Raw genomic sequence first — 14911 nt, 5'->3', positions numbered from 1 at the left:
GAACTCCCCTTCGACTATTCTTTTTCTTTTTCACAAATATCCGTTGTGACTAAATTTTTAAAAACTTACGAACTGACATGAAGCTTCCCCAAATACCAATAAGTACACCAATAAGTAACAGAAGACCGCTTACCTGATACACAAGTGGAGAAAAATCTAGTAATTGAATAAGCTCACCTTGTAAACGTGGTGCAATAATTTTATATATATTGTGGTAAATGGTTGTGACAACCGCAATCGGAATAATTGAACCTAAAATTCCGAGCCACATACCTTCTAATAAGAATGGGATACGCACGAATGAATTCGTAGCCCCTACAAGTTTCATAATTTCTATTTCATCACGACGAGCAATAATCGTTATACGGATAGTATTCGAAATTAAGAAAATCGCTGTAAATAATAACCCTAAAATAAGTACGATTCCTACATTACGACTAATATTTAAGAAGTTAAATAGTTTTTCAACTTTTCCTTCGCCATACATCACGTCATATGTATACTCATATTTATCAATGGCTTTCGCAACTTTTGCTGTTTGCTGTGGATCAGCAGCTTTTACATAAATTACATTACGTAAAGGGTTACTTTGTTCAAATAGTTTAAAATCATCACCGAAGTCTTTTACTAGCTTGGTTAACTCGTCTTCCTTAGTGGAATAAGTCATCTCGGAGACACCAGGCAATTTTTTGACTTTTTCAATGAGTGCTTTTTCTGCAGCTTCATCTGCTGTCTCATCAATTAACACTTTAATTTCGACATCGTTTTCTAAATCCGTTGCTACTTTATTTAAATTCATCATAATAAGCGCAAAAACGCCTACTAGTATGAGCGTAACGGTTACGGCACTGACGGACGCAATGGTCATCCAGCTATTTCGACCAAGTGATTTAATACTTTCACGGAAGTGGCGCTTTACTGTACTAAATTTCATAGCCGTAATCACCTCCGTGTTCATCACGGACAATTAAGCCACCTTCAATTGCGATTACACGACGACGAATCGTATTCACAATTTCACGGTTGTGGGTCGCCATTACAATGGTTGTCCCACGTGCATTAATTTCCTCAAATAAATTCATGATTTCCCATGATGTTTCAGGATCAAGGTTCCCTGTAGGTTCGTCAGCAATCACCACTTTGGGAACATTGACGATCGAACGAGCAATCGATACCCGTTGCTGCTCTCCGCCTGAAAGCTCATTTGGAAACATTCTTGCTTTATGCTTCAATCCAACTAGTTCTAACACTTCCATAACCCGACGTCGGATTTCATCTGGCTTTTCCTCAATTACTTCAAGCGCAAACGCTACGTTCTCATAAACGTTCAAACGAGGTAGTAATTTGAAATCTTGGAAAACTACGCCAAGTTGACGACGCAAAAAAGGGACCTTCTTATTTTTTAAAGTTGCTAAATCAATACCATTGACAATGATTTGTCCTGATGTTGCCTTTTCTTCACGGTACATCAATTTAATAAAAGTAGATTTACCTGCCCCACTTGGACCGACTACATACACAAATTCGCCTTGCTTTATATTAACGGAAATACCATTTGTCGCAACAACACCGTTTGGGTATTTCTTTGTCACATTTTTCATTTCTATCATGATTAAACCACCTAAAACTCTCATCTATGTAAGAGGTATTTCTTTTACTATTATAGCACTCTATTTCTGTTTTTTTATTACAGTTTCATTTCAATCCGTGGCAGTTCCTTCTATTTCGTTCTTTCCTTGCCATTATCCTTAAGAAAATGACAAAAATAAAAACAAGATTCGCCTATATATGCAAGGTCGAATCCTGTTTGATAAGAAAAAAGCACTCAAGCCTAAATTAGCTTGAATGCTTCTCCTGTTAAATTTGTTGTTCATCCGTTGTTGTGTAACGCACTAAAACGGCACCTGTTTTCGATTCACCTTCGATAAATAGGCGATTCGCATTTTCTACTTCTTTGTCAAAACGGACTACTTTGGATAAGAATTGATCTTGTGACTCCATTTTGGAAACATCCTGAATACCCACATCCACTTTTCCAAAATTTGTTACCACTTTGCCGCTCAATGAAATTGTTCGCGGGACATATAATTCCACAGCTCCAGCAACTGTCTGAGCTTTAATTTTAGAGGAGTTTGTCGAGCATGTTGTTACGACTACATGTCCATTGACTGACTTAGCTTCAACTTCATCCAGAGCACCATCCAAATAAACACGTCCATTCAATGTTTCAGCCTCTAAATCCTTACCTCGAACATTCGTTAATTCAATGGAACCATTAGAAGAATCCACTTCCGCTTTCCCGAAATTAAACTTCGTTCCTTTAATGGCACCGTTTAACGTTTTTACTTTTAATTCTTCAAATGCTGTATCCTGTAATGAAACACTACCGTTCATTAGACGCACAGATAATTTTTCAAGTTTATCCTTAGGTACTAACACCTTCACATTGACTTGAACAAGCTTTAATTGGCTCAAAATACGAAGAGATTGAGCTTCCTCTTTCACAACAAATTGCTCTAAAAAGTGATTGCGTGTTTCTTCTTCACTATCGTTCATCAAAGGTGCCTTCACCTTGCAGATCACTTGAATAGTGTCGCCTTCACCAGATTCCAATGAGAAGTTACCATTTGGTAATTCAACGATAATATTGTCTACATCGGCTGCAGCAACTTCTTCTGTATGTGTAAACTCAATTTTATCTCCAAATGGAGAAGCTACATCAAATTCCTTCACTTTTTTAACAGCTGTATTCATCATATCCATAAAAAGAGAACCGATTTGCGTTAAATCCTTACGAAAATCTTGCATTTCATCTTGGAAGTATTTCATAAAATCATCTTTTTTCTTGTCACCATCTTTTTGTTTTTCTTCAAATAGTGACTCTTTTTCAGTTGAAAAGGATTGCGTCTCTTTCGACACATCATTCATAACATGTTGAGTAGACTTGCCAGGTTGCTCTAATGCTTCTAATAATGTAATCGCCTCTTGTGCCGAAATTGTTCCTTTTTCTACAAGTTCTAAAATACGTTGACGTTCATTTTGCATAAATAAATAGCCTCCCTCAGTTCGTTATACTATTTATACGATTCATCATGTGAAAAGTTTCACTGCAAAATTGAATAAATTGGGTCTTTTCAATACAAAATCATTGGTATTTTACCTATTACAAATTATGTCGCTTGTTTATTAGATCGGTTTTTCTTTGAATAGAGCGGAGGCCGCACTTTTTGGATCACTTCTGAACTCTGTTTGAGCGGGTTCTTCTCCTTTTGGATCACTTCCGGCCTCTGTTTGAGCGGGTTCTTCTCCTTTTGGATCACTTCCGGCCTTTGTTTGAGCGGGAACCTCACTTTTTAGATCACTTCTGAACTCTGTTTGAGCGGGTTCTTCTCCTTTTAGATCACTTCCGACCTCTGTTTGAGCGGGTTCTTCTCCTTTTAGATCACTTCCGGCCTCTGTTTGAGCGGGAACCTCACTTTTTGGATCACTTCTTACCTCTGTTTGAGCGGGTTCTTCTCCTTTTAGATCACTTCCGACCTCTGTTTGAGCGGGGTTCTCACTTTTTAGATCACTTCTGACCCCTGTTTGAGCGGATTCCTCTCCTTTTGGATCATCTTTCAATCTGGATTGAGCGGCTTTCTCCACTTGAAGATCACCTTTCAATCCAGATTAATCATTTCCATTCGATTGTAAATCCATTAAGATTTAGAAGCTTCTGCTAGCAATGCATCCATTCTCATACGATCTCGTTCCAGAATTGGTTTTAAGTATTTTCCTGTGTAGGAGCCAGCAACTTCTACTACCTCTTCAGGTGTACCAGTTGCAACGATCGTGCCACCTTTGTCTCCACCTTCTGGACCTAAGTCGATGATATAATCAGCTGTTTTAATCACATCTAAATTATGCTCAATAACTAATACAGAATCACCGTTTTCAACTAGACGCTGTAACACGACAAGTAATCGAGCAATATCATCGGCATGTAATCCTGTCGTTGGTTCATCCAAAATATAGAACGATTTCCCTGTAGAACGTCGATGTAATTCAGAGGCTAGTTTTACACGCTGTGCCTCCCCACCCGATAAGGTTGTCGCTGGTTGTCCTAATTTCATATAGCCCAAGCCCACATCGACAATCGTTTGTAGTTTACGTTGAATCTTTGGAATATTTTCAAAGAACACTACTGCATTTTCAATCGTCATATCGAGAATATCAGCAATACTCTTATCTTTATACTTCACTTCAAGTGTTTCACGGTTATAACGTTTGCCGTGACATACTTCACATGGTACATAAACATCTGGAAGGAAATGCATTTCAATCTTAATAATGCCATCCCCACGACATGCTTCACACCGACCACCCTTGACATTAAAGCTAAAGCGTCCTTTTTTATAGCCTCGTACCTTGGCTTCATTTGTTGCCGCAAAAACATCACGAATATCATCAAAAACACCTGTATATGTTGCTGGGTTTGAACGAGGTGTACGCCCAATTGGTGATTGGTCAATATCGATTACTTTTTCAAGCTCATCAATGCCCGTCACTTCTTTATGCTCGCCAGGCTTGACCTTTGAACGATTCAGCTTCTGTGCCAATGATTTATATAAAATTTCATTAATCAATGTAGATTTCCCAGAACCAGACACCCCTGTCACTGCAACAAATAAGCCAAGTGGAACATCTACTTTGACATTACGTAAATTATTTTCCTTAGCACCTTTAATGGAGAGCTTTCGCCCATTTGGTTGGCGTCTTTCAATTGGCAATGGAATAAACTTTCTACCGCTTAAATATTGTCCTGTTAAGGATTTTTCATTATTCATAACTTCCTGTGGTGTACCTGCTGCCACAATTTGACCGCCATGGACACCTGCTCCAGGTCCTACATCGATAAGATAATCGGCAGCAAGCATTGTATCTTCATCGTGCTCTACGACAATCAACGTATTCCCAATATCACGCATATTTTGTAACGTGCTAATCAGACGATCATTATCCCGTTGATGCAAACCAATCGAAGGCTCATCTAAAATATAAAGGACCCCCGTTAATCGTGAACCAATTTGCGTAGCAAGACGAATACGTTGCGCCTCCCCACCAGATAATGTACCCGCTGCACGACTCAATGTTAAATAGTCTAAACCAACATTAACAAGGAAGCCCAATCGTTCTTCAATTTCTCGTAAAACCAATCGTGCTATTTGCATATCCTTTTCAGTGAGATCAAGCTCTTTGAAGAATGTGTCCGCTTCCTGAATCGAATATTGTGTAACCTCACCAATATGCTTATCGGCTACTTTCACTGCTAACGTTTCAGGCTTTAAACGATAACCTTTACATGAAGGACAAGCTTGCTGTGCCATGTATTTTTCCATTTGCTCACGAACATAATCGGATGTTGTCTCTTTAAAACGTCGCTCAACATTGCGCACAACACCTTCAAATTCAATCATTTGATCTCGCACATTACCAAATTCATTTTCATAATGGAAATGTATTTTGTCTTTCCCAGACCCATATAAAACCTTATCCATCTTTTCCTTTGGCAAAGCCTTCACAGGTACATCCATTGGGATATTATAATGATTACATACAGCTTTCAGCAATTGTGGGTAATACTGAGAGCTAGTTGGTTCCCATGGTGCAATGGCATGCTCTAATAAGGAACGATCCCAATCAGGCACCACTAAATCTAAATCCACCTCTTGCGTTGAACCTAAGCCATCACAGCTTGGACAAGCACCAAATGGACTATTAAATGAAAACATACGAGGCTCCAATTCACCTATAGAAAATCCACATAATGGGCAGGCATGATGCTCACTAAATAGTAACTCTTCATGCTCCATCACATCGACAAGCACACGTCCATCTGCCAAACGTAAAGCCGTTTCTAACGAATCACTCAGACGAGCAGCAACCCCTTCCTTCATAACAACACGGTCCACCACTACTTCGATTGAATGCTTTTTATTTTTATCAAGTTCGATAGCATCATCTAAATCACGTAATTCCCCATCAATTCGGACACGAACAAAACCCTGCTTTTTTAAATCTTCTAGCAATTTAACATGGGTTCCCTTACGTCCAGAAACCATTGGTGCAAGAAGCTGCATTTTTGTTCTCTCTGGATAAGTTAATAAACGGTCCACCATTTGCTCAATCGTTTGGGAAGTGATTTCTATGCCATGATTTGGACAAATCGGTTTACCAATGCGTGCATAAAGTAAACGTAAGTAGTCATAGATCTCCGTTACCGTACCTACAGTAGATCGTGGGTTACGACTTGTCGTTTTTTGGTCAATTGAAATAGCAGGCGATAAACCTTCTATGGCATCAACATCTGGCTTATCCATTTGCCCAAGAAATTGGCGGGCATAGGCGGAAAGGGACTCAACATAACGACGTTGGCCCTCCGCATAAATTGTGTCAAATGCTAGAGAAGACTTTCCTGAACCTGATAAACCAGTTAATACGACCAATTGGTCACGTGGAATTGTGACATTAATATTTTTTAAATTATGAGCACGTGCGCCTTGCACGACAATTTCAGTATTTTTCACAAGTCATTCACCCTTCTACCTTCAATTCAAATATTGTATCTCGCAACTCAGCCGCACGTTCAAAATCAAGCGCTTTTGCTGCTTCCTTCATTTCTACTTCTAGGGAAGCCAAGAGCTGTTCTCTTTCCGCCTTTGTTAGCTTTTTGCCTTTTGTTGCCTTTATTACATAGGATTCCTCTTCTTCTGCTACTTGTGTTGCACGAATCACATCTGGGATTTTCTTAATGATCGTTTGTGGTGTTATGCCATGCTCCTCGTTATAAGCCATTTGTAACGCACGGCGACGTTTCGTTTCATCAATCGCCTTTTTCATCGAGTCTGTTACATGATCTGCATACATAATGACATGACCATTCGCATTACGAGCAGCACGACCAATCGTTTGAATCAATGAACGCTCTGAACGTAAAAACCCTTCTTTATCAGCATCTAAAATTGCAACAAGGGACACCTCAGGAATATCAAGACCTTCACGCAATAGATTAATACCAATTAGTACGTCATACGTTCCTTTTCGTAGTTCACGGATAATCTCTATACGTTCTAGTGTCTTAATTTCTGAATGTAAGTATTCGACTTTTAAGCCCATTTCCTTCAAGTATGCCGATAAATCCTCAGACATTTTCTTCGTTAACGTTGTCACTAAAACCCGTTCATTTTGTGCAATTCGATCTTGAATTTCATCGATCAAATTATCGATTTGCCCTTCAATAGGTCGCACCTCAATTAACGGATCCAATAATCCAGTAGGTCGAATAATTTGCTCAACCATTTCGGGTGTGTGCTCCAGCTCATACGGACCTGGTGTGGCTGATACATAAATGGCTTGATGCACTCTTTTTTCGTATTCTTCAAAACGTAGTGGACGGTTATCAAGTGCTGATGGCAAACGGAAACCATGTTCTACGAGTACACCTTTACGTGCTTGGTCACCATTGTACATGCCACGAACCTGAGGAAGTGTGACGTGACTTTCATCGACTACAAGCAAAAAGTCATCTGGGAAATAATCTAGCAATGTATAGGGAGTGGCACCTGCTCCACGCAATGTTAAATGACGTGAATAGTTTTCAATCCCTGAGCAAAAGCCCATTTCACGCATCATTTCTAAATCATAACGTGTACGTTGTTCTAAACGCTGAGCCTCTAGTAATTTATCTTCTGATCGTAATAATGCAAGTCGTTCCTCTAATTCTTTTTCAATGTTTTCAATTGCTTTACGCATTTTTTCTTCTCGTGTAACGAAGTGGGATGCTGGGAAAATAGCAACATGCTCTCGATCCGATAAAATTTCTCCCGTAAGTGCATCTACCTCACGAATGCGATCAATTTCATCACCGAAAAATTCCACGCGAATACAATGCTCATCACGAGAGGCTGGGAAGATTTCCACTACATCTCCACGTACCCGAAATGTTCCGCGTGTAAAACTAATATCATTTCGCTCATACTGAACGTCTACAAGCTTACGCAGTAGCTGATTACGTTCTATTTCCATACCTGTGCGAATGGAAACAACCATTTCTCGATATTCTTCAGGAGAACCTAAACCATAAATGCAGGACACAGATGCAATAATAATGACATCCTCACGCTCAAACAGTGCAGAAGTAGCAGAGTGACGCAGCTTATCAATTTCATCGTTAATGCTAGAATCTTTTTCTATATAGGTATCTGTCTGCGGTACATAAGCTTCTGGTTGGTAGTAATCATAGTAGCTGACAAAGTATTCAACAGCGTTATTTGGGAAGAACTCTTTAAATTCACTATATAACTGGCCAGCTAATGTTTTATTGTGTGCCATGATTAGTGTTGGTTTTTTAACCTGCTGGATGACATTAGAAATGGTAAACGTTTTACCTGTTCCCGTAGCACCAAGTAATGTTTGATGACGTTTGCCTGCATTCACACCCTCCACTAATTCCGCAATGGCCTGTGGCTGATCCCCATTAGGCTGATATGGCGCTTGTAAATCAAATGTTTGCACTCATGTCCCCGTCCTTTCCTTCCAATTTGTACATATATTTTAGCATAGCAATATTAAAATTTCGAACATTTAACGAACGAATGTTTGTAAAAATTTTTTTCATCTCTAAAATTCTTAATAAATAACGATACGGCCAATTTAACTTGTCACTCTTATAATAGCCGTTTTATCAGGTTTTCAAGCTTCATGAGGTTCCTTATTTAGGAGTGACGGTTATTGCTTTTGGAGCGGCTTTCACTCTTTTAGGAGCGGAGTCCTGTGCTTTTGGAGCGGTTATCGTGCGGTTACGAGCGGGGGGCGTCACTTTTAGAGCGGTTATCTCACCTTTATGAGCGGGTTCCCATGCCTTTGGAGCGACTCTCTCTCTTTTTGGAGCGGATTCCATCATTTTCGGAGCAACTCTTCCACTTTTAGGAGCGAGGCCCATGCCTTTGGAGCGGCTCTCTCTCTTTTTGGAGCGGAGTCCTTCACTTTCGGAGCGACTCTCACTCTTTTATGAGCAGAGTCTCAAACTGTTCGAATGAAAACAAACACTCTTCACATCCCCCGCAACTATTTTCAAAGTCAAAAAAATCCCGCTCTCCAATAGATGTGGAGAGCGGGTTCGTCAATATGATTCATCTTCTGTTTGCTGTAAGGAAATTAGTTCGGATGCGTATTGATAAAATGCGTTTTCATCTTTTTCATCGAGTGCTCTATCTATCAGAACCATGAGCTGCTCTTGCCGATGCATACGCTGGATACGATTTAAAAATAAATCTAAATAAATCTCGTTTAATAATTTCTCTGCCTCATCAACTTTTTTCGACTGACCAACGGCTTTTAGAAAATCTGTATACGAATAATATTTATCCAACGATCTCACCTCGATCCTTTTCTAAATTATATGAAAATTGAAATTAAAAAGCAATGCTTACGAATCGAAAATATCTTGGATTAGCTCTAAATCACGAGACATTTGGAGCAAATTCTCTAAGCATTTCGTGCTTTTCTGAATGATTTTCAACTTTTTCATCTAATTTATGAAAGTCATTTTCTGTTCTACACTACCGTTAATACTAGAAAAAAGGAGGCACTCCCTATATGACAACTAATTTTGTAAACGGCTACTTAATTTCATTCAACACTTATTTACTGCAGCCCATTCAGCATGACTCCAAAGTATTCACGCATGTGATTGATAAGCATAATGAGCTGATTGTTACGCGCAAACCGATGCATGTCCTTCGAAAATCCTGTATCTCTTTAGGCTCCACCTATGAAGCCGCAAAACAATCGGCTAAGCGTTTCTTCGGCAATCAACACAAGTTACCAGTCGTCGTGGCCTTTGATTACGGTTATCCCTGTATTTTTTTACCAACTTATTCACCAAGCTCCATTCACAATATATGGATTGGGCTTCATGCAATTATCAATATTACACCTAGTGAAATGGGGTGTACTGTAACGTTAAAAAATAATAAACAAATTGAACTACCTATTCGATATGCATCCATTAGTAAACAATTTCTTAACGCATCTATGCTGTATAAATACTACATGAATGAACGCAAACAGCTTAGCCAAGATGCACCCTATCATCCGCCCTTTTAACAAAAAATTCCCCAAGAGCATCTCACTCTTGGGGAATCTGTGTATTAATTTATTTTTGAACGTAAATAAGCATTAATAAATGGATCTAAATCGCCATCCATCACTGCTCCCACATTACCTGTCTCTTCATTTGTACGATGATCCTTTACCATCGAGTATGGATGGAAAACATACGAACGAATTTGTGAGCCCCAGCCTATTTCTTTTTGTTCACCACGTATTTCATCTAGCTGTGCCTGCTGTTTATCAAGCTCTAGTTGATATAGCTTCCCTTTTAACATCGTCATCGCTTTTTCACGGTTTTTAATCTGGGAACGCTCAGCTTGACATTGTACGACCGTACCAGTAGGGATATGCGTAATACGAACAGCAGAATCTGTCGTATTAATATGCTGACCACCAGCACCTGTTGCACGATACGTATCAATTTTTAAATCCTCTGTACGAATATCGATTTCAATATTGTCGTCGAACTCTGGCATAACATCGCAGGAAACGAAAGACGTATGACGGCGGCCAGAAGAATCGAATGGAGAAATACGTACTAGACGATGGACACCCTTTTCTGCTTGTAAATAACCAAAAGCATTGTGACCTTTAATCGACAATGTTACAGATTTAATCCCAGCTTCATCTCCAGGCAGATAGTCCACCGTTTCCACTTTAAATCCGCGCTTTTCCGCCCATCTCGTATACATACGTAAAAGCATTGAACCCCAATCCTGTGATTCCGTACCACCAGCTCCAGGATGCAGCTCTAAAATGGCATTGTTTTGATCATATGGACCACTTAACAGCAGTTGCAGCTCAAAATCAGCTATCTTTTGTTGGAATTCTGCTAGTTCTTTGCCTAGCTCTTCCTGTAATTCTTCGTCTGATTCTTCACGTAAAAGCTCCAGTGTCATATCTAAATTTTCATGTGTTTCCACTAAATCCTTATATTCATTGGCAATGGCTTTTAAGGCATTGCCTTCATTGATAATCACCTGTGCACCTTGCTGATCATCCCAAAAGCCTGGCTCTAGCATCATTTCATCTAGCTCCTGAATACGTGCCTCTTTGTTTTCTAAGTCAAAGAGACCCCCTAAAGTCCACCAATTTTTTGGCTGTAGTGTCTAACACATTGCGTACATCTGCTAATTCAATCATCGTTAAATCCTCCGAACGTTAGTCATGGAGCTAACACTTCATTCACAAAGCCCCGTATCTTTTTATTATAACGTTTTTACAAAGGAAAACATACTATCTAGCAGATGTTTTATGGTATTAAGTCAACTATCTTGCGTCTCGTCCTCCACCATATTCTTGGCAAGACGTTGAAATACTTTCACACGATCATACTGAACAAGTAAATATTTTGTTCGTTTCTCTAGTCTATATTTTAATAAAAAAGCTCTTTGAATTCGAGACTCTAAAGCATTAACACTGACATCCACAATAAATTCCTTGCCATTCATAAAAGTGACCTTTGTCCTCTTTTTATCCACAGCGTTATATTCATCAATATGATGGACAGCGAACCAGATACATTCGGGATGTAGAGGAGATCTACTAGGGAACCATAGAATATTACATCGTTCATCCACCACTATAGGATTTTTATTAAGCTTGCCTAGGATCATTTTTGAACCATCGAATGCTCCTCTTAAACTAGAACCAAAATAACGCAGATTAAAGTCCAATAATTTCGTTGGTGGTAGCGTAGATATATACTCATTATTTTTCTCATACACCTGCGTACATAAATTTCCAAAGGAATCATACACAGGCATATACATCATTGTTTCACTATTCATAATATCTTTTTTATGCATCTATAGTCCCCCTTTATACATTTTATGTTGCTTCCAGTCATAATAAAAAGGAATATACCAATATCCGTACATTCCCGATATTTTCAACGAGTAAGATTGCTTGAAATTTTTTTCAACACACCTACCCATTTCTCCAAGAAACCTTCTTGAAAATCCCGATCCTCCTTAAGTCTTGGTCTTATAATTAATAATTTAGGATAATAATAGGATAAATTACTTGTACTATATGCCTATTATTACAGCTATTGTATACCCATATTTTTCAATTGTCTATAAATTCTGACTTTTTATAATAAAATTTCTTCAATTTTGAGTTATTTTAAAAAGAAAAAATCATTTTAACACGTAGTTAAAATGATTTTTTCACCTAGATATTATTGAGCCGTACCATGACAGTTTTTAAATTTCTTACCGCTTCCACATGGACATAAATCATTACGGCCAATGTTTTCAGCCTTACGAACTGGTTGCTTTTTCGGAGCAGAGCCACCTTCTTCTTTCGGATTAACAGCCTGCCCCTTCGCCACCTCTTCACGCTCAAGATTATTGCGGATTTCTGCTTTCATCGCATATTTCGCTACATCCTCACGAATAGAGGCTACCATATCCTCAAACATCGCAAAGCCTTCTTGTTGATATTCACGAAGCGGATCGTTTTGACCATATGCACGCAGATGGATACCTTGACGTAGTTGATCCATTGCATCAATATGATCGATCCATTTTGTATCGATTGATCGTAATAAAATGACCTTTTCAAACTCACGCATACGCTCTGGTGTCAGTTCTACCTCTTTTTCATCATAACGAATATGAACAGCATCAGAAATCAACTGATTAATATCTTCAACAGACTTGCCTTGGAAATCAGATACTTTAAGTTGACCTTCCTCTAAAAGATTGGCCGCTACAAAGTCTTCAATTGCCTTTAAGTTCCAATCCTTCTGTTCACCTTGAGTATACAGGCTGACAATATTATCAATTGTTTCTTGAATCATAGACTCAACAAGCACACGCATATTTTCTGTTTCCAGCACATCATAACGCTCTTTATAAATAATCTCACGTTGCTGACGTAAAACATCATCATATTGTAATAATCGTTTACGCGCATCAAAGTTATTACCTTCGACACGTTTCTGCGCTGATTCTACAGCTCTCGACACCACTTTCGATTGCAATGGCTGGGAATCATCCATACCTAAGCGCATCATCATAGACTTCATATTGTCAGAGCCAAAACGACGCATTAAATCATCCTCTAGGGATAGATAGAATTGTGTAACCCCAGGATTCCCTTGACGACCAGAACGTCCACGAAGCTGATTGTCAATACGACGGGATTCATGTCGCTCTGTACCGATTACCGCTAAACCACCAATTTCGAGTACGCCTTCACCAGGTTTAATATCTGTACCACGACCAGCCATGTTTGTTGCAATTGTCACGGCACCCTTTGAACCAGCATTGGCAATGATTTCAGCTTCACGTTCATGGTTTTTCGCATTTAATACATTATGTGGAATTTTATACTTATCCAATAATCTTGAAATAATTTCAGACGTTTCAATGGCAACTGTACCTACAAGCACCGGTTGACCCGCTTGATGTCGCTCTGCAATATCTGCAGCTACCGCTTTATATTTTCCTTCCATAGTGGCAAAAATTAAGTCAGCACGGTCATCACGAGCAATCGGTTTATTCGTAGGAATAGCCACAACATTCATATTATAAATATTACGGAATTCCTCTTCCTCTGTTTTCGCTGTACCTGTCATCCCTGCTAACTTTTGATACATACGGAAATAGTTTTGGAAGGTAATTGTCGCCATTGTCATCGATTCATTTTGAATCTCTACGCCTTCCTTGGCTTCAATTGCCTGGTGTAAACCGTCAGAATAACGACGCCCTTTCATCAAACGACCTGTAAAGCCGTCAACGATAACGATCTCGCCTTCCTGCACAACATAATCTACATCATTATGCATACTCACATGTGCTTTTAATGATTGATTAATGGCATGGTTTAAACGAACATGTGTCAAATCAAATAGATTATCGATGCCGAATGCTTTTTCCGCCTTCTCTACACCTGCATCGGTTAACGTAACACCTTTTGTTGATTCTTCATACGTATAATCTGTCTCTGCATTTAACATACGTACAAATGCATTGGACTGTTTATAAAGCTGTGCTGATTTCCCAGCTTGACCCGAAATAATTAATGGCGTACGCGCTTCATCAATTAAGATTGAGTCGACCTCATCGATCACCGCATAATGCAATGGACGTTGTACACGTTCTTCTTTATACAGCACCATATTATCACGTAAGTAGTCAAAGCCTAGCTCATTGTTTGTACTATACGTAATATCAGCCTCATAAGCAGTACGTTTTTCATCTTTTGAGAGGCTATTTAAATTAAGCCCAACAGATAAGCCTAAGAAATTATAAAGTTGTCCCATTTCAGCAGCATCACGACTCGCTAGGTATTCGTTGACTGTTACAACATGTACACCTTTACCAGTGATGGCATTCAAATAAACAGCCATTGTCGCTGTTAATGTTTTACCTTCCCCGGTCTTCATCTCTGCGATATTCCCCTCATCAAGAGCAGCAGCCCCCATGATTTGAACGCGGAATGGGTACATCTCTAATACACGTTTTGCCGCTTCTCGACAAACAGCAAAAGCTTCGCCACGAATCGACTCTAAATGTTCGCCATCAGCATAGCGTTTTTTAAATTCATCTGTTTTCGCTTGTAATTGATCATCTGAAAGCTGTTCCATTTGAGAAGCGAATCCCTCAACTTGGTCAGCGATTTTTTCTAATTTTTTTAGCTCACGTTTATTGAAATCAAATAATTTATTTAATAGGTTTGCCATGAATGTTTTTCACTTCCTATATAGATTCAACTTTCATTTTACCATTGTGTAACAGTTTCATGCAAA

The 14911-nt window shown here is 39.0% G+C and carries 11 protein-coding genes; 1 reads left to right on the top strand and 10 read right to left on the bottom strand.

Annotation, left to right across the window (positions count from 1 at the left end; genetic code table 11):
- Positions 1-49: 49 nt before the first annotated feature.
- The 7 genes from ftsX to MHB65_RS03350 form a co-directional block, all read right to left on the bottom strand.
- A complete protein-coding gene (ftsX, locus tag MHB65_RS03380) occupies positions 50-934 on the bottom strand; it encodes a permease-like cell division protein FtsX (protein WP_342442487.1) in 885 nt (294 codons plus the stop codon).
- Complete coding sequence (gene ftsE / locus MHB65_RS03375) at positions 924-1610, bottom strand: cell division ATP-binding protein FtsE (protein ID WP_205441319.1); 687 nt, start codon at positions 1608-1610, stop codon at positions 924-926. The genes ftsX and ftsE overlap by 11 nt, the downstream gene beginning before the upstream one ends.
- A 247-nt stretch (positions 1611-1857) precedes the next feature.
- Positions 1858-3045 carry a DUF4097 family beta strand repeat-containing protein gene (locus tag MHB65_RS03370; protein WP_205441317.1) on the bottom strand — a complete coding sequence of 396 codons (1188 nt, stop codon included), beginning with the start codon at positions 3043-3045 and terminating at the stop codon, positions 1858-1860.
- A gap of 141 nt (positions 3046-3186) precedes the next feature.
- Positions 3187-3645 (bottom strand): hypothetical protein, encoded by a 459-nt coding sequence (locus MHB65_RS03365; protein ID WP_342442486.1) that lies wholly within the window; start codon positions 3643-3645, stop codon positions 3187-3189.
- Between the two features lie 53 nt (positions 3646-3698).
- Positions 3699-6566 carry an excinuclease ABC subunit UvrA gene (gene uvrA, locus MHB65_RS03360; protein ID WP_342442485.1) on the bottom strand — a complete coding sequence of 956 codons (2868 nt, stop codon included), beginning with the start codon at positions 6564-6566 and terminating at the stop codon, positions 3699-3701.
- Positions 6567-6573: 7 nt separating this feature from the next.
- On the bottom strand, positions 6574-8553 hold the full coding sequence (uvrB, locus tag MHB65_RS03355) for an excinuclease ABC subunit UvrB (RefSeq protein ID WP_342442484.1): 1980 nt from the start codon (positions 8551-8553) through the stop codon (positions 6574-6576).
- A gap of 607 nt (positions 8554-9160) precedes the next feature.
- Positions 9161-9409, bottom strand: coding sequence for an IDEAL domain-containing protein (locus MHB65_RS03350; protein ID WP_205441309.1), 249 nt, complete (start codon positions 9407-9409; stop codon positions 9161-9163).
- Between the two features lie 227 nt (positions 9410-9636).
- Between MHB65_RS03350 and MHB65_RS03345 the strand changes: the two genes are divergently transcribed.
- The gene (locus tag MHB65_RS03345) at positions 9637-10146 is read left to right on the top strand and encodes a competence protein ComK (protein ID WP_205441307.1); all 510 of its coding nucleotides are present in this window, start codon (positions 9637-9639) and stop codon (positions 10144-10146) included.
- Between the two features lie 44 nt (positions 10147-10190).
- On the opposite strand, the gene prfB is transcribed toward MHB65_RS03345, so the two are convergent.
- The 3 genes from prfB to secA form a co-directional block, all read right to left on the bottom strand.
- A protein-coding gene (prfB, locus tag MHB65_RS03340) for a peptide chain release factor 2 (RefSeq protein WP_342443694.1) occupies positions 10191-11292 on the bottom strand; the annotation gives its coding sequence in 2 pieces (ribosomal slippage) (positions 10191-11219 and positions 11221-11292; 1101 coding nt in all).
- A 125-nt stretch (positions 11293-11417) separates the two neighbouring features.
- Positions 11418-11960 (bottom strand): competence protein ComK, encoded by a 543-nt coding sequence (locus MHB65_RS03335; RefSeq protein ID WP_205441305.1) that lies wholly within the window; start codon positions 11958-11960, stop codon positions 11418-11420.
- Between the two features lie 374 nt (positions 11961-12334).
- Positions 12335-14845: a preprotein translocase subunit SecA gene (gene secA, locus MHB65_RS03330; protein WP_205441303.1), complete on the bottom strand. Its 2511-nt coding sequence runs from the start codon at positions 14843-14845 to the stop codon at positions 12335-12337.
- Positions 14846-14911: the final 66 nt, after the last annotated feature.

The organism is Lysinibacillus sp. FSL K6-0075, assembly GCF_038592945.1.
GTDB lineage: Bacteria > Bacillota > Bacilli > Bacillales_A > Planococcaceae > Lysinibacillus > Lysinibacillus fusiformis_F.
Note: the sequence above shows the minus strand (reverse complement) of the source record. Positions and strands in the feature narration are given on the sequence as shown.